This is a genomic window from Vulgatibacter incomptus (assembly GCF_001263175.1).
Lineage (GTDB): Bacteria > Myxococcota > Myxococcia > Myxococcales > Vulgatibacteraceae > Vulgatibacter > Vulgatibacter incomptus.
Genome location: NZ_CP012332.1, coordinates 3,701,387 through 3,718,959 on the forward strand (window position 1 = coordinate 3,701,387; position 17,573 = coordinate 3,718,959).

17 protein-coding genes are annotated in these 17,573 nt (G+C 72.0%); 15 read left to right on the top strand and 2 right to left on the bottom strand.

Annotated elements, in window-relative coordinates:
* Positions 1-22: 22 nt before the first annotated feature.
* The 15 genes from AKJ08_RS15520 (at position 23) to AKJ08_RS15590 (ending at position 14,729) form a co-directional block, all read left to right on the top strand.
* Positions 23-826 (top strand): enoyl-CoA hydratase/isomerase family protein, encoded by an 804-nt coding sequence (locus AKJ08_RS15520; RefSeq protein ID WP_050726900.1) that lies wholly within the window; start codon positions 23-25, stop codon positions 824-826.
* A gap of 6 nt (positions 827-832) precedes the next feature.
* Entirely contained in the window at positions 833-2,110 is a 1,278-nt protein-coding gene (locus AKJ08_RS15525; protein ID WP_082343246.1) for a glycerate kinase type-2 family protein, read from the top strand.
* Between the two features lie 180 nt (positions 2,111-2,290).
* Positions 2,291-3,250, top strand: a complete 960-nt coding sequence (gene fmt, locus AKJ08_RS15530) for a methionyl-tRNA formyltransferase (RefSeq protein WP_050726902.1) — start codon at positions 2,291-2,293, stop codon at positions 3,248-3,250.
* Complete coding sequence (gene aroA / locus AKJ08_RS15535; RefSeq protein WP_205624742.1) at positions 3,247-4,551, top strand: 3-phosphoshikimate 1-carboxyvinyltransferase; 1,305 nt, start codon at positions 3,247-3,249, stop codon at positions 4,549-4,551. The genes fmt and aroA overlap by 4 nt, the downstream gene beginning before the upstream one ends.
* Before the next feature lie 189 nt (positions 4,552-4,740).
* Positions 4,741-5,670, top strand: coding sequence for a shikimate dehydrogenase family protein (locus AKJ08_RS15540; protein WP_050726903.1), 930 nt, complete (start codon positions 4,741-4,743; stop codon positions 5,668-5,670).
* A 142-nt stretch (positions 5,671-5,812) separates the two neighbouring features.
* Positions 5,813-7,531, top strand: a complete 1,719-nt coding sequence (gene aroC / locus AKJ08_RS15545) for a chorismate synthase (protein ID WP_169788854.1) — start codon at positions 5,813-5,815, stop codon at positions 7,529-7,531.
* 29 nt (positions 7,532-7,560) lie between these two features.
* Entirely contained in the window at positions 7,561-8,640 is a 1,080-nt protein-coding gene (aroB, locus tag AKJ08_RS15550) for a 3-dehydroquinate synthase (RefSeq protein ID WP_050726904.1), read from the top strand.
* Positions 8,637-9,071: a type II 3-dehydroquinate dehydratase gene (gene aroQ, locus AKJ08_RS15555; RefSeq protein ID WP_050726905.1), complete on the top strand. Its 435-nt coding sequence runs from the start codon at positions 8,637-8,639 to the stop codon at positions 9,069-9,071. The genes aroB and aroQ overlap by 4 nt, the downstream gene beginning before the upstream one ends.
* Before the next feature lie 147 nt (positions 9,072-9,218).
* A complete protein-coding gene (locus AKJ08_RS15560) occupies positions 9,219-10,193 on the top strand; it encodes a TerC family protein (RefSeq protein WP_050726906.1) in 975 nt (324 codons plus the stop codon).
* A gap of 11 nt (positions 10,194-10,204) precedes the next feature.
* On the top strand, positions 10,205-11,539 hold the full coding sequence (rsmB, locus tag AKJ08_RS15565) for a 16S rRNA (cytosine(967)-C(5))-methyltransferase RsmB (protein WP_050726907.1): 1,335 nt from the start codon (positions 10,205-10,207) through the stop codon (positions 11,537-11,539).
* 92 nt (positions 11,540-11,631) lie between these two features.
* The gene (locus tag AKJ08_RS15570; protein ID WP_240475368.1) at positions 11,632-12,594 is read left to right on the top strand and encodes a pirin family protein; all 963 of its coding nucleotides are present in this window, start codon (positions 11,632-11,634) and stop codon (positions 12,592-12,594) included.
* A 187-nt stretch (positions 12,595-12,781) separates the two neighbouring features.
* Positions 12,782-13,450 carry a ribulose-phosphate 3-epimerase gene (gene rpe / locus AKJ08_RS15575; protein ID WP_050726909.1) on the top strand — a complete coding sequence of 223 codons (669 nt, stop codon included), beginning with the start codon at positions 12,782-12,784 and terminating at the stop codon, positions 13,448-13,450.
* A 19-nt stretch (positions 13,451-13,469) separates the two neighbouring features.
* On the top strand, positions 13,470-13,880 hold the full coding sequence (locus AKJ08_RS15580; protein ID WP_050726910.1) for a response regulator transcription factor: 411 nt from the start codon (positions 13,470-13,472) through the stop codon (positions 13,878-13,880).
* Between the two features lie 49 nt (positions 13,881-13,929).
* Positions 13,930-14,448: an apurinic/apyrimidinic endonuclease family protein gene (locus AKJ08_RS15585; protein WP_050726911.1), complete on the top strand. Its 519-nt coding sequence runs from the start codon at positions 13,930-13,932 to the stop codon at positions 14,446-14,448.
* On the top strand, positions 14,442-14,729 hold the full coding sequence (locus tag AKJ08_RS15590) for a hypothetical protein (RefSeq protein WP_050726912.1): 288 nt from the start codon (positions 14,442-14,444) through the stop codon (positions 14,727-14,729). Before AKJ08_RS15585 ends, AKJ08_RS15590 begins: the two co-directional genes overlap by 7 nt.
* On the opposite strand, the gene AKJ08_RS15595 is transcribed toward AKJ08_RS15590, so the two are convergent.
* Positions 14,684-15,751, bottom strand: a complete 1,068-nt coding sequence (locus AKJ08_RS15595) for a ketopantoate reductase family protein (RefSeq protein ID WP_276202173.1) — start codon at positions 15,749-15,751, stop codon at positions 14,684-14,686. The two genes, AKJ08_RS15590 and AKJ08_RS15595, sit on opposite strands and share 46 nt — an antisense overlap.
* Before the next feature lie 219 nt (positions 15,752-15,970).
* Positions 15,971-17,530: a radical SAM protein gene (locus AKJ08_RS15600; RefSeq protein WP_050726913.1), complete on the bottom strand. Its 1,560-nt coding sequence runs from the start codon at positions 17,528-17,530 to the stop codon at positions 15,971-15,973.
* Between the last annotated feature and the right edge of the window lie 43 nt (positions 17,531-17,573).

The following is a 17,573-nucleotide window of genomic DNA, read 5'->3' on the forward strand; positions in this document are numbered from 1 at the left end:
TCATCGAGCCCGGAGGCACGGAATGTCTGAAGAAATCTTGCACAGGCGCCGCGAGGGCGACGTCGAGATCCTCTCGTTCAACCGCCCGTCCTCCCGGAACGCGCTGACGCCGGAGCTCGCGGACGCCCTCGCCGGGGCGCTGGACGACGCGAAGATGAACCCCGCCGTCCGCGCGGTGGTCCTCACGGGCAACGGCGGCAGCTTCTGCTCCGGCATCGACCTCTCCGGCGTGATGGGGATGTTCGCAGAGGATCCCTCGCCCGCGAAGCGCCGCGCCCTGTCGAAGCGGGTGCTGGCGGGCCAGCTCCACGCCGCGATCCGCGCGCTCTGGGAGCTGCCGAAGCCTACCGTGGCGGCGGTGGAGGGCGGGGCCGCGGGCTTTGGACTGGACCTCGCCTGCGCCTGCGACCTGCGCGTGATCGCCCGCGACGCGAAGCTCTCCTACACCTTCACCCGGCGGGGCCTGGTGCCGGACGGCGGAACGGGGCACTACCTGCCGCGGATGATCGGCCTCGGCCGCGCGCTGGAGCTGGTGCTCCTGGGGGAGCCCTTCGACGGGACGCGCGCCCTCGAGCTGGGTCTCGCGAACCGGGTGGCGGACGGCGCCTCGACGCTGCCTGCGGCGGTGGAGCTCGCGGCGCGCCTCGGCGCGAACGCGCCCCTCGCGATGGCCGCGGCGAAGGCCCGCTTGAAGGCGAACGACAGCTACGCGGAAGAGCTCTCGCAGGTGATCGAGCTCGCCGCGGTCGGCGTCGGGAGCGACGACGCGCTCGAAGGCATCGCCGCCTTCCTCGAGAAGCGTCCGCCCCGTTTCAAGGGCGCGTAGGCCGCCATGAACCAACGGGACATGCTGCGAAACCAGCTCATCGAGATCTTCGAGGCGGCGGTCGCGTCGCTGGCGGGAGATCTCCTGGTCCGGGAGGCGATCGCCCGCCACCGGGAGTCGCTCCCCGCGGACCCGCGGTCGATCGCGGTGATCGCCCTCGGGAAGGCGGCGGGGCCGATGGCGCGCGGCGCGCTGGACGCGCTGGGGCCGCTGGCCGGGATCGTCGCAGGGCCGCCGGGGACGCGGGTGCCGGGGGCGTTCGAGGTGGTGGAGGGCGACCACCCGGTGCCCGGGCCGAGATCGATCCGCGCGGGGATCCGCCTCCTTGCGTTCGCGCGGCAGCTCCACCGCGAGCAGACCGCGCTGGTGCTGCTCTCCGGCGGCGCATCGGCGCTGGCGGAGGCGCTGCCGTCGAGCCTCTCGCTGCTGGATCTCGCCCGAACCAACCGCCTCCTGCTGGGCGCGGGGGCGCCGATCGACGAGATCAACGTGATCCGCAAGCACCTCTCGCGGACGAAGGGAGGACGACTGGCCGCGGCGTCCGAGGCCGGGCGGATCGAGCTCCTGGCGATCTCGGACGTCTCCGGGGACGATCCCGCGGTGATCGGGAGCGGCCCGTTCTCTCCAGATCCCTCGACCTACGAGGACGCCCGGGAGATCGTCCGGCGGAGGGGGATCGAGGACGAGCTGCCGGAGGCCGTGAAGGCGATCCTCGAGGCGGCCGAGGACGAGAGCCCGAAGCCGCGCAATCCGATCTTCAACCGATTGCACACCCGGATCCTCGCGGGGCCCGCCCGGCTCGCCGAGGTGGCGATGGCGGAGGCCGCCAGGCGCGGCTTCGAGGCGGAGGCCTGGCCCGGCTTCGTCGACGGCGACGTGGAGGACGTGGCGGCGCGCTACCTGGCGTGGCTGGACGGCGCAAAGGGCAAGCGGCGCTTGCTGGTGGCCTCGGCCGAGCCGACGGTGACGCTCCCGGCCCACCCGGGACGCGGCGGGCGGTCGCAGCAGCTCGCGCTGCTGATGGCGACGGCGCTCGGCCGCAGGCCGGATCTCCGCGTGACCTTCCTCGCGGCGGGTACCGACGGCCGCGACGGCGTGAGCGACCACGCGGGCGCGGTGGTCGACTCGGACACCGCGCGCCGCGCGCAGGCCGCGGGCTTCGACCTGGACGAGGCGCTGGCCTGGGCGGCGAGCGAAGCGGCTTGCGACGCTGTCGGCGCCGCGCTCCCGTGCTTCGACAGCCCGACCAACCTCGCCGACCTGCACCTGCTCGCCGTCGAATGAGAGCTTGTGAAGAATTCACAAGCTCTCGCGAGCCGAAGGCGAGCAAACGAAAAGGAGCGCTCTCGCGCGAAGCGCGAGCTGAAGAAATCGGGCCCGCTTCGGCGGGGGCGATTTCTTCACACGCTCTGAGCACGCGGTCCGTGGTGACACGCACCCGCCCCATTGGTTAGATGCGCGCCCATGAGCGAGCCGCGTCTTCGCAGCGTCTTCTTCGGCACCCCGGACTTCGCAGTGCCCATCGCGGAGGCCACCGCCGCGGTGACGGATCTGGTGGCAGTGGTGACGCAGCCGGATCGGCCGAAGGGCCGCGGGCGCGAGCTGGCGTCTCCCCCGGTGAAGGAGCTGGCGCTGGCGCGCGGACTGCCGGTCTTCCAGCCGGCGAAGCTGCGCGACGGCGTGCTGGCGGCGGAGCTCGAGCGCCTGAAGCCGGACGTGGCGGTGGTGGCGGCCTACGGGAGGATCCTGCCGAAGGATCTCCTCGACCTGCCGCGCTTCGGCTGCGTGAACGTGCACGGCTCGATCCTCCCGAAGTACCGCGGCGCCGCGCCGATCCAGTGGGCGATCGCGAGCTGCGAGGCCGAGACCGGCGTCACCATGATGCGGATGGACGAAGGCCTGGACACCGGCGACATGCTGGCCATCCTGACGATCCCCATCGGCCCGGACGACACGGGCGGCTCGATGCACGACAAGCTCGCCGTCCTCGGCGGCGAGATCATCCGCGAAGAGCTCCCGCGCTACCTCTCGGGCGCACTGAAGGCGGTGCCGCAGGATCACGCGAGCGCGACGATGGCGCCGATCCTGAGCCGCGAGCAGGGCCGCCTCGACTTCACGCTCCCGGCGCGGATCCTCGACTGCCGGATCCGAGGCTTCTCGCCCTGGCCCGGAGCGTTCACCTCCCTCGACGGCGGCCTCCTGAAGGTCATCCGCGCGAAGGCGGCCGAGTCGCCCGAGCCGGCGGCGGCGCCCGGGACGGTGGTCTCCCTGCGCCCGCTGCTGATCGCCGCCAGCGAAGGCTCGGCGCTGGAGCTGGTCGAGGTACAGCCCGAGGGGCGGCGGGTGATGACCGCGGCGGAGCTCGTCGCCGGCAGGCGGATCGAGCTCGGCAAGCGCCTCGGTTCCGAGGAGCGCGGCGCGTGATCGAGACGCTGATCGGGAGCCGGAGCTTCCGCGGGGCGCTCTCGGCCCCGGGCGACAAGTCGATCTCGCATCGCGCGCTGATCTTCGCCGCGCTTTCGGAAGGGACGTGCCGCCTGGACAACCTCGCCCCCGGCGACGACGTGAAGCGCACGGCGCGCTGCCTGGAGGCGATGGGCGTCCGGCTCGTGCGCGACGGCTCGGCGGCGATGGTCCGCGGCGTGGGCCTGCGTGGCCTCGCCTCCCCGGCGGCGGTCCTCGACTGCGGGAACAGCGGCACCACGATGCGGCTCCTCGCTGGGGTGATCGCGGGAGCGGGGCTCGAGGCGGTCCTCGACGGGGACGAGAGCCTGCGCGGGCGCCCGATGAAGCGGATCCTGGATCCCCTCGGCGCGATGGGCGCGGCGGCCTCGAGCGCGAACGGGCGCGCGCCGCTCCGATTCGCGGGGCGGTCAGAGCCCCTCGGCGGCGGAACGAGCCACGACCTCGAGATGGCGAGCGCCCAGGTGAAGAGCGCGATCCTCCTCGCGGGCCTCTTCGCGAAGGCGCCGACGCGGGTGCGCGAGCCGCATCCGTCGCGGGACCACACGGAGCGCATGCTCTCCGCCTTCGGCGCGAAACTTCGAGCGACCGGCGACGGCTGGATCGAGCTCGAGCCCCGCGGCGAGCCGCTCCGCGCCCCGCCGACGCTTTCGATCCCGGGGGATCCCTCCTCCGCCGCCTTCCTCCTCGGCGCCGCGATCCTCGCCGACGAAGGCGAGGTCGAAGTCACGGGGGTAGACGCGAACCCGACGCGGATCGGCTGGCTGCACGTGCTCGAGCGCATGGGCGCCGAAATCGAGCTGCTCCCGTCCGGCGAGGCCGCCGGCGATCCCGTCGCGACCTTCCGCGCCCGAGGCGGCGCACGCCTCGTGGCGACGCACGTCGGGCCCGAGGAGATCCCCGCGCTGATCGACGAGCTCCCGCTCCTGGCGGCGATCGCGACCCAGGCCCGCGGCCGCACCGTGCTCCGCGGCGCCGCGGAGCTGCGGGTGAAGGAGTCGGATCGCCTCGCGCGGATGGCTGAAGGGTTGAACCGCCTCGGCGCCCGGGTAGAGGAGCTCCCCGACGGCCTGGTGATCGACGGCCCGACGCCGCTTCGGGCCGCGGACGTGGAGGCCGCCGGCGACCACCGGATCGCGATGAGCCTCGCGGTCGCCGCCCTCCGCGCCGAGGGTGAGACCCGCATTCACGGTGCGGAGTGGGCCGACGTATCGTTTCCGGGCTTCTTCCCCCTGCTCACGCGCCTCGCAGAGGCGAAGTAGCGGCACGCGCCCCCAATCGGCCCGGGACGAGCGTTCTCCGCGGAGTGACGCAGGCCCGCTGCGTGGAAATCAGGCCCAGAACTGCGTCGTTTCCGCGGAAACGACGCAGGCCCCGATCGGACGCGCCGGAGCCCGCCGCCCGCGTGGTAGGCTCCCGACATCGTGGCAATCTCACGAACGACGTACGCAGTGATCGGAGATCCGGTGGAGCACTCGCTCTCGCCCCGGATCTTCCGCCGCGTCTTTCAAGACCTCGGGATCGACGCGCACTACACCGCGCTGCGCGTAGAGAAGCACGAGCTCGCCGAGGCGATCGACCGGGTCCGGCGTGGCTCCCTCGCCGGCCTCTCGGTGACGATCCCCCACAAGGAGGCAGCTGCGGAGCTCGTGGACGCGCTCCACCCCTCGGCGGCCCGGATCGGCGCGGTGAACTGCATCGCCCGCAGCCCGACCGGGCACGCGGAGGGCTACAACACCGACGCACCCGGCTTCCGGCTCGCCGTGGAGCAGAGCGGCGCCCGCCTCGCGGCGGCGCGGGCGGTGCTCCTGGGCGCCGGCGGCGCGGCGCGGGCGGCAGCGTTCGCGGCGGTGAGCGCCGGCGCCAAGAGCCTCACCATCGCGAACCGCGATCCGGAGCGCGCGATCCGGCTGGGCCTCGAGCTCGTAGCCCTGGGCCGCGCGTGGCCGGAGGGCGAGCTCCTCCGCCGCTGGGAGAGCGGCGAGCGGGCGCCCCGGCTGAACGTCTCGCGCGCGCTGGGCGCGCCGTCCGGCAAGTGCTTCGTAAGCGCGATCCCCCTCGAGTCGAGCGCGCTCGTCCACCCCCTCTCCCACGCGGACCTCCTCGTGAACTCGACGTCGGTGGGCCTGGGCGATCCCGGCGCACTGCCGCTTCCGGGGGGCTGCGTCCTCGATCGCCGGCTCACGGTGATGGATATGGTCTACCGGCCGCTGCACACCGCCCTGCTCCGCCGCGCCCGCGAGGCGGAGGCCACCTGCGTGGACGGCCTGTGGATGCTGATCCACCAGGCGCTGGAGCAGCTCCGCGTGTGGACGGGCCAGGTGGCGCCCCCTGCCCTCGCGGCCTCGCTCCACGACGAGCTCGCGGCGGAGTGCGGGTAGGAGAGGAGCGAAGAGAAAGGACGCAATCCGCAGCCTCGCCGCAGGATCCCGAGAGGCTCCTGGAGATCGTTCGCCTCGCGCGGCGGGCGGCATCCGGTTAGGTTCCGCCCAGCGCGAGCCCCACTCGCGAGACGGAGCAACGATGACGCGCCTTCGCTTCATGACCGCCGGCGAGAGCCACGGGCCGGCGCTCACAGGGATCCTCGAAGGGCTCCCCGCCGGCCTCCACCTGGAGGCGGCCGACCTCGATCGCGACCTCGCGCGGCGGCAGCGCGGCTACGGCCGCGGCGGCCGGATGAAGATCGAGAAGGACACGGCCGAGATCCTCGGCGGCGTCCGCTTCGGCAAGACGCTGGGCTCGCCGCTGGCGCTCCTGGTCCGGAACCGCGACTTCGAGAACTGGCGCGAGCGGATGCAGGCGGCGCCGGGCGGTCCGGATCCGAAGCCGGTCCGCGTCCCGCGCCCGGGGCACGCCGATCTCACTGGCGGTATCAAATACGGACACACAAAGGACCTGCGCGGCGTGCTGGAGCGCGCCTCGGCGCGGGAGACGGCGATGCGCGTGGCCCTCGGCGCCGCCGCCCGCGTGCTCCTGCGCGAGCTCGGGATCGGGATCGGCTCCTACGTCCGCTCGATCGGCCCGGCGGAGGCGACCCCCGCCCACGACGCGGCGCCCGGGCTCTACCGCGAGGACGCCTACGAGCTCGGGCTGCTCGCCGACGGCTTCGAGACCCGCGCCCTCGACGAGGCCTCGTCTCGACATCTCGCGGAAGCGATCGACGAAGCGCGGCGCCGCCGCGACACGGTGGGCGGCGTGGTGGAGGTGGTTGCGACGGGCGTCCCGGTGGGACTCGGCTCCCACGTCCACTGGGACCGCCGCCTCGACGCGAGGCTCGCCGGGGCGCTCTCCTCGATCCCGGCGATCAAGGCCGTGGAGCTCGGAGATGGCTTCGCCGCCGCTGGGCTCTACGGCAGCGAGGTCCACGATCCGATCCACCTCTCGGCCGGGAGGCTGACCCGGGCGCGCAACCGCGCGGGCGGCCTGGAGGGCGGGATCACGAACGGCGAGCCGCTGGTGGTCCGCGCCGCGATGAAGCCGATCGCGACGGTGCCGGCGGCGCTGGGCTCGGTCGACCTGCACGCGCTCGAGGAGCGCAGCGCCCACGTGGAGCGCAGCGATACCTGCGCCGTGCCGGCGGCGGGGATCGTGGCGGAGGCGATGGTGGCGCTCACGCTGGCCGACGCGCTCCTCGAGGCCCTCGGCGGCGACACCATGGACGCCCTCCGGCTCCCCTTCGCGAAGCTTCGGCTCTCGACGCGGGTCGAGCCGGGGCACGCCTTCCTCCTGGGCCCGATGGGCTCGGGGAAGACGCGCTCAGGGCTGATCCTCGCCAAGCGCCTGGGGCGGCCGTTCATCGATCTGGACGCGAGGATCGAGTCCCGCGCCGGGACGTCGATCGCGCAGATATTCCAGACTGCGGGCGAAGAGGCCTTCCGGGAGCTGGAGGAGGTAGCGCTGCGAGAGGCCACCCGCGAGGCGCCCGCGGTGATCGCCTTGGGCGGCGGCGCCGTGGTCCGCGAGAGCGCGTGGCGGAGCATTCGCAAGTCGGGCGTGGCCGTGCACCTCCACGCGGAGCCCGACGAGCTGGCCCGGCGGCTGATCGCGAACGAGCGAGAGGTCCTCGCGAGGCCGCTCCTTGGCGACGGTCCCCCGGAGGTGCGCCTCGCCGAGCTCGCGAGAGAGCGCGACCGCTGGTACGCCCGGGCCGACGTGCGGGTCGAGACGACGGGCCTGTCGCCGGAGGAGGTGGCGGGCGCGGTCTCCGGCCTCGTTCGCGCGGTGCTGGGGCCGCTGGTATGACGCCCGAAGGCGGACGAGCCATTGCGGACGTGAAGGTCCTCTCGAGCAGCGGGCCCTACCGGGTCCGAATCGGGCCGGGGGTGTCGGCGCAGCTCGGCCCCGCGCTCCTCGAGCTAGGCCTTCGGGGCAAGGTCGCGCTGATCTCGGACGACGACGTCTTCCACCTTCACGCCCTGGCGCCGATGGGCTCGCTGGAGGAGGCGAAGCTCCCCTGCCTTCCGATCCGGATCCCGCCGGGCGAGGCCTCGAAGACCCTCGCCCGCGCCGATTGGCTCTATGGCCGGCTGATCGAAGGCGGCATCGGCCGCGACGACACGGTGGTGGCCCTGGGCGGCGGCGTGGTGGGCGACCTCGCCGGCTTCGTCGCGGCCACCTACCACCGCGGCGTGGCCTTCGTGCAGCTCCCCACGACCCTCCTCTCCCAGGTGGACTCCTCGGTGGGCGGCAAAGTCGCGGTGGATCACCCCCTGGGCAAGAACCTGGTGGGCGCGTTCTACCCGCCTCGCACGGTGCTGGCGGACACCGACACCCTCGCCACCCTCCCGCCCCGCGAGCGCTGGTCCGGGCTGGCGGAGGTGGTGAAGGCCGCCTTCGTGGCGGACGCCGACTTCCTGCCGATCCTCGAAGAGCAGCTCGAGCGCCTCGCCGAGCCGTCGCCGCCCGCCGGTCTCCTGGCGGAGGCGATCGCCCGCTCGGTGCGGATCAAGGCGGCGGTGGTCGAGGCCGACGAGCACGAGGGCGGCCTGCGCCGGATCCTGAACTTCGGCCACACGATCGGCCACGCGCTGGAGCTGGCGACGGGCTTCGGCGTCCTCACCCACGGCGAGGCCGTGGTCATGGGCATGAGGGCCGCGCTCTTCGTCTCGGTGGAGCTCGGCACCCTGGCGGCACCTGAGGCCGAGCGGGCCACGAGGCTCCTCGCCCGCTTTCCCGCCCCGCCGCCGTTCCGCGCGCCGTCGCCGGAGGCGGTGATCGCGGGACTCCAGCGGGACAAGAAGGCGGATCGCTTCGTCGTGCTCTCCGCTTTGGGCAAGGCCGAGGTTGTCCGGGGTCTCGAGCCCCGGCTCCTTCGCCGGGCGATCGACAAGGCCTACGAGGGCCTCATATGAACGTGCTCGTCCTCCACGGACCGAACCTGAACCTCCTGGGCGAGAGGGAGCCGTCGATCTACGGCACGCTCACCCTCACCGAGCTCGACACGAAGATCCGCTCCCGCGCGATGGAGCTCGGCCTCCAGGTCCGCTGCTTCCAGAGCAATCACGAGGGCGCGCTGATCGACGAGCTCCACACCGCACGGAAGTGGATGGACGCGCTGGTGATCAACGCCGGCGCGTACACGCACACCTCCTACGCGATCCGCGACGCCATCGCCGCGGTGGGCGTGCAAGCCTGGGAGGTCCATCTCAGCGACATCCTCGCCCGCGAGCCATGGCGCCGGGAGAGCCGGATCGCGGACGTCTGCGTGGAGCAAATCATGGGCAAGGGCGCGGGCTCCTACCTGGAGGCCCTGGAGCGCATCGCGGCGACCCAGGAGGAATGAACGGCGGCCGCCGACGGCCGATCCATGGGCGAAATCCGGCTGCCCGATCGTTCAAGAGTTTTGCAGTCGGCCAAAAGCCGGTAGACGGTTCCGCGCAAGGCGCCTTGATTTTCGCTACTCCGCCCTCCGGAGACGCCCCGAGATCCGATGACCTCCTCCATCTCCCTGCTCCTCGGCTCCGCGCCGCTCACGCTCTGGCTCGGCTTCATCGCGCTGGTGCTCGTGCTCCTCGCCCTCGACCTCGGCGTCTTCCACCGCAGGCCGCACGAGGTGTCGAACAAGGAGGCGGCGGTCTGGACCGCGATCTGGATCAGTCTTGCCGGCGCGTTCAACGCCTTCGTCTTCTGGGACCTCGGCCACCAGGCGGGCATCGAGTTCCTCACCGGCTACGTGATCGAGAAGAGCCTCTCGGTCGACAACCTCTTCGTGATGCTGCTGGTCTTCACGAGCTTCGGCGTGCCGAAGATCTACCAGCACCGGATCCTCTTCTGGGGAATCCTCGGCGCCCTCGTCACCCGCGGCGTGATGATCATCCTCGGGGCGGAGCTGCTCAACCGCTTCCACGCGGTGATCTACGTCTTCGGCGGGTTCCTGGTCTTCACCGGTGTGCGGATGCTCTTCGCACGGGGTGAGAAGCCGGATCCTCGAAAGAACCTCGCCCTCCGGATCTTCACGCGCTTCGTCCCCACGACCGATCGCATCGACGGCAAGCACTTCTTCGTGGTCGAGGCCGGAAAGCGCGTGGCCACGCCGCTCCTCGTCGCGCTGGTGGTGGTCGAGGCGATGGACGTGGTCTTCGCGGTGGACTCGATTCCGGCGATCTTCGCGGTGACCACCGACCCCTTCATCGTCTTCACCTCGAACGTCTTCGCGATCCTGGGGCTGCGCTCGCTCTACTTCCTCCTCGCCAACGTGGTAGAGCGCTTCGTCCATCTGGAGATCGGGCTCTCGATCATCCTCACGTACGTCGGCGTGAAGATGCTGGTGAGCGGCTGGTACCCGATCCCCACCCCGATCTCGCTGGCTGTGATCCTGGGAATCCTCGCGATCACGATCATCACCAGCATCGTCGCGAACCGCCGGGCGCACGCAAAGGACGAGTCGCCCGGCTCCTGCGCCTGAACGAGAGAGACATGTCGGATCCACGCGCGATCGCGCTCTCGGTCCTCCACCGCGTCCGCAAGGACGCCGCCTTCGCCAACCTGGCCCTCGACGCGGAGCTCTCCTCCGCTGGCCGGATCGACCCCCGGGACGCCGCCCTCGCCACCGAGCTGGCCTACGGCGTGCTCCGGCGGCGGAGCGCCCTCGACCGCGCGCTCTCGCCCCTGGTGAAGCAGCCGCTCCCCAAGCTCGAGCCCCAGGTGCTGGAGCTGCTCCGCCTGGGCGCCTACCAGCTCCTCTACACCCGCGTTCCGCCCCACGCCGCCGTTGGCGAGACGGTGTCGACGGCGAGGCGCGCGGGCCTCGAGCGGGCCGCGGGCCTGGTGAACGCGGTGCTCCGCCGCCTCTCCCAGCAGGGCGCGCCTCCCCCGCTCGATCGGCAGGCCGCGCCGCTGGAGGCCCTCCAGGTGGAGGCCTCGATCCCCGAGTGGCTCGCGATGGCGCTCCTGAAGCGCCTGGGCGCCGACGAGGCCTTCGAGCTCGCGGAGGCGATCGACCGTCCGGCGCCGCCCACGATCCGCCGCAACCGGCTGCGGATCGATCGCGACGCCCTCGTCGCCCGGCTCGAAGAAGAGGCGCCCGGCGCGGAGATCACCGCTGGCGCGTACTCTCCCGACGCGCTGCGGATCGAAGGCGCGGGGCCCCTGCCGAGGCTCGCCGCGTTCCGCGACGGGCTGTTCTCGCAGCAGGACGAGGCCGCGCAGCTCGTGACGCTGCTCGCGGATCCGCAGCCCGGTGCCAAGGTTCTCGACGCTTGCGCCGCTCCCGGCGGCAAGAGCTGCCACCTGGCGGAGCTCGGCGCGGCGTCGGTGACCTCCCTCGACGTCCACGAGCGAAAGGTCCGGCGGATCGGGGAGGAGGCCGCCCGCCTCGGTCTATCGGTCATCCGTACGATTGCGGCGGACGCCGGCGCGCCGCTGCCGCCCGAGGTCGGCGGACCCTTCGACCTGGTGCTCGTCGACGCCCCCTGCACGGGCCTGGGCACGCTCCGCCGCCACCCGGAGCTCCGCTATCGCCGCGGGCCCGACGACGTGGCCCGGATGGTCGCGGGCCAGGCGCGGATCCTCGACAACATCGCCTCGTCCGTTCGCGTGGGCGGGATCCTGGTCTACGCCGTCTGCTCGTTCCTCCACGAGGAGGGGCGCGGCCAGGTGGACGCCTTCCTCGAGCGCCACCGCGGCCGCTTCGAGCCGGCCCCCCTCGAGCCACGCCCGACGTGGAGCCCCGACGGGTGGACGCTGGAGACCTGGCCCCACCGCGGCGGCATGGACGGCTTCTTCGCCGCCCGCCTCGTGCGCCGGGCCTGAACCACTGTAGCCCGCCGACGTCGACGCTCCGAGTGAGTGCGTCGATCTCGGCGCGAGCCGTACCCGCCCGGCCCGCATCTCGTGCAGCCTGGATGGCCAAGACCGGCGAGGGGCCGGGAGGCGCACGAGGTCAGTCGATGGACGAGGCGAGGCAGATTCGCAAGGTCGTGAAGAGCCGTCCGACGATCGAGGGCGCGGGCGTCCACCTCCACCGCGCGATCGGCCTCGGGCCGCCGGAGCTCTACGATCCGTTCCTCCTGCTGGACGACTTTCGCTCCGACCGCCCCGACGATTACGTGAAGGGCTTTCCGTGGCACCCGCACCGGGGGATGGAGACGATCACCTACGTCCTCCGCGGAGAGGTCGCGCACGGCGACAGCCTCGGGAACCGAGGGGTGATCTCCCCGGGCGACGTGCAGTGGATGACCGCCGGCAGCGGCATCATCCACCAGGAGATGCCGAAGGGGGACGAGAGCGGCGCGATGTACGGCTTCCAGCTCTGGGCGAACCTCCCAGCGGCGGACAAGATGATGGAGCCGCGCTACCGCGGGATCCGGGCGGCGGACATCCCGGAGGTGACGGATTCGGACGGCACCCGGATCAAGATCATCGCCGGCACGGCGAGAGGGGTGACGGGGCCGGTCCGGGACGTCGTGACCGGGCCGGAGTATCTCGACGTGACCGTGCCGCCGTCGACCAGCTTCACGCACCGTACGCCACGCGGACACACGGTCTTCGCCTACGTGATCGAGGGAAAGGGCCTCTTCTGCGAGCAGGGGGATCCCTTCAGCTACGAGGCGGAGGGCGACAAGTACTTCGACGTCGAGCGCGACCGGTGCATCGGGAACGACCACCTCGTGCTCTTTGGAGACGGTGACTCGATCTCCGTGCGGGCCGAGTCGGAGCAAGTGCGGTTCCTGCTGATCTCGGGCAAGCCCATCGGCGAGCCGATCGCGTGGTACGGCCCGATCGTGATGAACACGCAGGACGAGCTCCGGACCGCGTACGAGGAGCTCGAGAAGGGGACGTTCATCAAGACGTCGCCGCCGGCCTGACGAGCACTGCCGACACGACGTGCCCCGAACGCGCGCGCGGGCTCGAACCCGGGGCCCGCGTCCGGGTTCCCAGCCGGCCCGAAAAAGCGTATCCTTTCGCACACTTCGAGCCGCCGACAGGTGGCCCCCGCCCCAACCGGGGCAAATTCCTTGTATGCTGGGCCACTCGCCCAGACCGGAGTAGGACGTGTCTCTCCCTCCCCTGATCGCCCCCTCCATCCTCTCCGCCGACTTCGGGCGGCTGGCCGAGGAAGTGAAGGCGATCGAGGACGCAGGCTGCGACCTCGTACACGTCGACGTGATGGACGGGCGCTTCGTCCCCAACCTCACGATCGGCCCCCTCGTGGTGGAGGCCGTCGCCAAGCGGGCGACGAAGCCCCTCGACGTCCACCTGATGATCGTCGAGCCCGAGAAGTACATCGACGCCTTCGTGAAGGCCGGCGCCGCGATCGTGAGCGTGCACGCGGAGGCCTGCCCCCACCTCCACCGGACGATCCAGCAGATCCGCGCCGCTGGCGCGAAGCCGGCGGTGGCGCTGAATCCGTCCACGCCGATCGAGGCGGTCGAGTACGTGCTCGAGGACCTGGCGATGGTGCTGGTGATGAGCGTGAACCCCGGCTTCGGCGGGCAGTCGTTCATCCCCTCGGCGCTCCGGAAGATTCGCGCGCTCCGGGACCTCGCGGATTCGAGGGGGCTGCACGACCTTTGGATCGAGGTCGACGGCGGCGTCACTCCGGCGAACGTGGCGGAGGTCGCCCGCGCCGGCGCAAACGTCTTCGTTGCAGGCAGCGCGGTCTTCGGCGCCCCGAGCTATGCCGCGGCGATCGACTCGCTGAGAAAGAGGGCATCGGACTGATCGTGCCCGGAGGGGGAGCATGCATCGACATCGGGTTCTGCTGCTGGAAGACGAGCCGGAGCTAGCCGAGCTGCTGATCGAGCTCCTCGCCGATCTCTCCTACGAGGTGGAGAGGGCGGCCACCATGTCCGAGGCGCTGTCGAGCCTCTCCAAATCGACGCCCTGCGCGATCGTGGCGGACCTCACCCTCCCCGACGTGGCCCGCGCCGACGTGGTCACCCGCCTGCGCACCCGAAGCAAGGGCGCGTCGATCGTCCTGATGAGCGCGATCTCCTCCCAGGACCTCGAGGCGCTGGGCAAGCGGGAGGGCGTGGACGGCGTGATCGCCAAGCCCTTCGACCTCGAGCACTTCGAGCGCTCGATCGTGCTGGCGTGCCGCCACGAGGCCCGCGAGGAAGCCGAGTCCGAGGCCGAGCAGCAGAACGTCTGATCGGGCCCCGTCTCCCACGCGCGAACCTCGGGAGATCTAGATTCGTGGCATGCGCGCGCTCCTCTCCACTCGCCTCTTCGCGGCGGCCCCGCTCGAGGCCTCCGCGCTCCAGATGGCCGCGCGGGCGGGCTTTCCCTCGCTCGAGCTCTACGCGCAGCCTCCCCACACGACCCTCCTCGGCCCGGGCGAGCTGACCCGGATCCGCCGCGAGCTCCGGGCGGCCGGGGTCAAGACGCCCTGGCTGCGCCTCGGCGCCGAGCTCCTCGGTCGGCTGCGGTCTCCGAGCCTGCTCTCGGATCTCGTGGATGCCCTCGAGGCGCTGCAGATCCGCGTGGTCACCGCGTCGATGGCCAGCCTCCCGAAGCCCCGGAGCGGCGCCACGCTGGAGCTCGACGAGCTGGCGCTCCACGTGGAGGAGGCGGGCGCGCGGCTGGTGCTCGACACCGGCGACCTGGCCACGGCGGCGGTCCGCAGCCTGCCGCTGGGGATCGGGCTCGGCTGGGACCTCGCCGACTACCCGGCGCCTCCCGGCCATCCCCCGACCCGGCCCTCGTCGACGCGATGCTGAACAACGTGATCCACGGACACCTTCAGGCCGTGCGTGCTTCACACCGGGTGGATCACCTGCGCGATCCGCCGGGGCCCAGGGAGGCGATCCTCCTCGAGGAGGCGTGGGGCAGGCACGCACCGCGGGTCGTGGTCTACGACGTCGACGATCCTCTGGGGCTGGCCCAGCCGTCGGACTACGAGTACGTGCTGCACGAGATCCGCTCGTTCCACGCCGGAGAGAAACGGCCCCCGGATCAAGCGGGTGGCGGGCTCTTCTGGGCGGCGTTCGCTCCGGGATAACGCGTCTCGTCGTAGAGCCGGCGCAGGGTCGAGACCTCGCTGCGCTCTTCGCGCCGCGCGATCGCGTGGACGAGCTCGCGGATCCGAGCGTTGAGCGGCGCGCCGATCCCATGCCGCATCGCGCGGTCGACCACCTCGCCGTTGAGGTAATCGACGGGCGGCTCGCGGCCCCTCTCGATCGCGGCGAGCATTGAGGAGCGGAGGCGCCGGTACCGCGCGCCCACGGCGAGCAGGAGCGCGTGCTTCGCCATCACGGAGGGCGATCCCGCCCCGCTGCGCTCGGCGTCGGTGAGGGCGACCCACTCCAGATCGAGGGTGCCGGCGACCTTCTCGAGGCGGACGCCCTCCGCCCTGGCGACCACCACCGCCTCGGTCATCACCTCGAGGGCGAGGCGCCGCACGAAGCGATGTCTCATCAGGACGCCGAGCCGGTCGCCGCCGATGGTCCCGAGCGACGAGACCGCGCAGTTGAGGGCGAGCTTGCTCCAGCGCGCGCCCCGGAGGTTGGTGGAGAGCTCCACCGGCCCGATGGCCTCCAGGATCCGGCCGAGGCTCTCGAGCTGCTCACCCACCTCCCCGTCGAGCCGGCCCAAGGTGAAGCCGCCCGCGGAGGTCCTCTCGAAGACTCCGGGGTCGGGCGACGACGCGCCCCAAGCGACGACGGCGCCGATCACCCGCTCCGGGCCGACGATCCGCGCGAGGCGCTCCTCCGCGAGCCCGTTCTGGAAGCAGACGAGAGCGCCACCCTTGGCGAGGAGCGGCGCCGCTCCTCGGGCGGCCTCGACGAGGCCGGTGGGCGGCACGGCCAGGAAGACGAAGTCCCAGGAGCCCTCGACGGGCAGCTCCTCGACGAGCTCGACCTCGCCCCGGATCCGCCGCTGCCCCAGCTCGTCGCGGAGGTCGAAGCCCCGCAGGCGGATGGCCTCGGTGATCGCCGCCCGACGCGTCACCACGGTGAGCCGCTGCCCCTGCTCGACCAGGGTCGCGGCGATCACGCCGCCGATTCCGCCGCAGCCCACCACGAGCAGGCGCGGAGCCGAAGGCGGAGCAGGCGAAACGAGCGTATCCGCGCACGCGGAGCCGGAGAGAGGCGCGATCGCGCGAAGCGCGGCTGAAGAAGTCGGTCCCTCCGAAGCGGGAACGACTTCTTCACACGCTCTGATATCCGGTGTGTCCATGGTTCCGACTTCCGCGGCGCGTGTGGGTTCTCTCGACAATAGCAGGAGACGAAGCCGCCGGGATCAACCCGCGGAGCCGGCCCGACGCGGCGCGTCGTCGCGTACGGTGGGCCAGTGTGCGAGGGTGGGCAGCTTGAGGCGGCCGTCCTCCACCCGCCGCGCGGCGTGCGGCCTCACGTCGCGGTCGCGGAAGGCGCGCTTCCACGCCGCGAAGCTCCCGCCGCCTCGCCACGCGTCCATCGCGGCGAGGCCGGCGTTCTCGTCTCCCTGGGCCATCATGTACTCCACCCAGGCCCAGCGGGCCGAGGTCGCCCGGATCTCCACCCGCCCCTGGAATCCGCGGCGCAGGTAGGCGAGCTTCTTCTCGATCTCCGGGATGCCCTCGAAGGGCGCGCCATCCATCGGCGTGTTGCGCTTTGCCACGAAGGGCGAGCAGCCGTAGGCGAGCGGGATGATCTTCGAGATCTCGGTGCCGAAGCGGATGAGCTCGTCGAGGTCGTCCTGGGTCTCACCGGGCAGCCCCACCATCAGGTAGAGCTTGAGCTGCGCGAAGCCGTGCTTTCGCGTGAGCTGCGCCACGTTGAGGAGGTTCTTCTCCTTCGTCTTCCGATCGATCGCGTCGCGCAGCCGCTCGGAGGCGCCGTCGCTGGCCGTGGTCAGGTTGCGCGCGCCGCTCTTGGCGAGGAGGCCCACGATCTCGTCGTTCAGCCGATCGGCCCGCAGCGAGGAGATCCCGACCTGGCGGCCGTCGTCCACGAGGGTGCGCAGGAGGGCCGGAAGCTTCGGATGATCGGTGACCGCCGCGCCGACGAGGCCCACCTTGCGGGCGCTCTGCGGGATGAGCTCGAGCACGCGCTCGGGGGGCACGGTCCGCATCCCGCCGTTGGTGGTGCGGCGCATCACACAATAGGTGCAGCCCCTCGAGCAGCCGCGCTCGGGCTCGATCAGGAACATCGAGCGGAGCTCGGTGTGGGGCGTGACGATCTGCGAGCGGGCCGGGAGCCGCGCGTCCTCGGCCTTGGCGACGGCCGGGACCTGGCGTCGCAGCGACGGCACCCAGAAGCCCGGACGGTCGGCGAGGAAGGCGAGGAGCTCGTCACGCGAGCCGCACGACTCGTAGGCCGCGAGGAGGTCGTGGATGATCTCCTCCGACTCCCCCATCACCACCACGTCGACGAAGGGCGCCAGGGGCACCGGGTTCGAGAACGTGAGCGGGCCGCCGGCGACCACGAGGGGGTGGGCGTCGGTGCGCTCCTCCCGAAGGATCGGCAGGCCGGAGAGATCGAGGACCTCCATGAGGCCGGTGAGCTCGATCTCGTAGGCCACCGAGAAGGCGACGATCGAGGCGTGGCCCACGGGCAGGCCGCTCTCGTAGGTGTAGAGCGGCGTGCGGGACTGGCGCCAGGCCGCCGGATCATCGGGGAGGAAGGCGCGCTCGGCGGTGGCCGTCGGGTGCGCGTGGATCTCCCGGTAGATCGTCTGGTAGCCCAGCGACGACATCGCGACGTGGTAGGGGCTGGGGTAGCAGAGCGCGACGCGCACGGGCGCGTCCTTCCGCAGCGTCCCCTCCTCGTCTCGGAGGCGCGCCTCGATCGCCTGCTTCAGCTCCCAGCTCGTCGCCATACCTTGAATCCCGTAGCGGCCCATCCGGCTCGCAAGTCTGCCC

What these genes read in the sequence shown, in the direction of transcription:
- AKJ08_RS15520 (WP_050726900.1), top strand. Translation starts at nt 23, where the DNA reads ATGTCTGAAGAAATCTTGCACAGGCGCCGCGAGGGCGACGTCGAGATC.
- AKJ08_RS15525 (WP_082343246.1), top strand. Translation starts at nt 833, where the DNA reads ATGAACCAACGGGACATGCTGCGAAACCAGCTCATCGAGATCTTCGAG.
- fmt (WP_050726902.1), top strand. Translation starts at nt 2,291, where the DNA reads ATGAGCGAGCCGCGTCTTCGCAGCGTCTTCTTCGGCACCCCGGACTTC.
- aroC (WP_169788854.1), top strand. Translation starts at nt 5,813, where the DNA reads ATGACGCGCCTTCGCTTCATGACCGCCGGCGAGAGCCACGGGCCGGCG.
- aroQ (WP_050726905.1), top strand. Translation starts at nt 8,637, where the DNA reads ATGAACGTGCTCGTCCTCCACGGACCGAACCTGAACCTCCTGGGCGAG.
- AKJ08_RS15560 (WP_050726906.1), top strand. Translation starts at nt 9,219, where the DNA reads ATGACCTCCTCCATCTCCCTGCTCCTCGGCTCCGCGCCGCTCACGCTC.
- rsmB (WP_050726907.1), top strand. Translation starts at nt 10,205, where the DNA reads ATGTCGGATCCACGCGCGATCGCGCTCTCGGTCCTCCACCGCGTCCGC.
- AKJ08_RS15570 (WP_240475368.1), top strand. Translation starts at nt 11,632, where the DNA reads ATGGCCAAGACCGGCGAGGGGCCGGGAGGCGCACGAGGTCAGTCGATG.
- AKJ08_RS15580 (WP_050726910.1), top strand. Translation starts at nt 13,470, where the DNA reads ATGCATCGACATCGGGTTCTGCTGCTGGAAGACGAGCCGGAGCTAGCC.
- AKJ08_RS15585 (WP_050726911.1), top strand. Translation starts at nt 13,930, where the DNA reads ATGCGCGCGCTCCTCTCCACTCGCCTCTTCGCGGCGGCCCCGCTCGAG.
- AKJ08_RS15590 (WP_050726912.1), top strand. Translation starts at nt 14,442, where the DNA reads ATGCTGAACAACGTGATCCACGGACACCTTCAGGCCGTGCGTGCTTCA.
- AKJ08_RS15600 (WP_050726913.1), bottom strand. Translation starts at nt 17,530, where the DNA reads ATGGCGACGAGCTGGGAGCTGAAGCAGGCGATCGAGGCGCGCCTCCGA.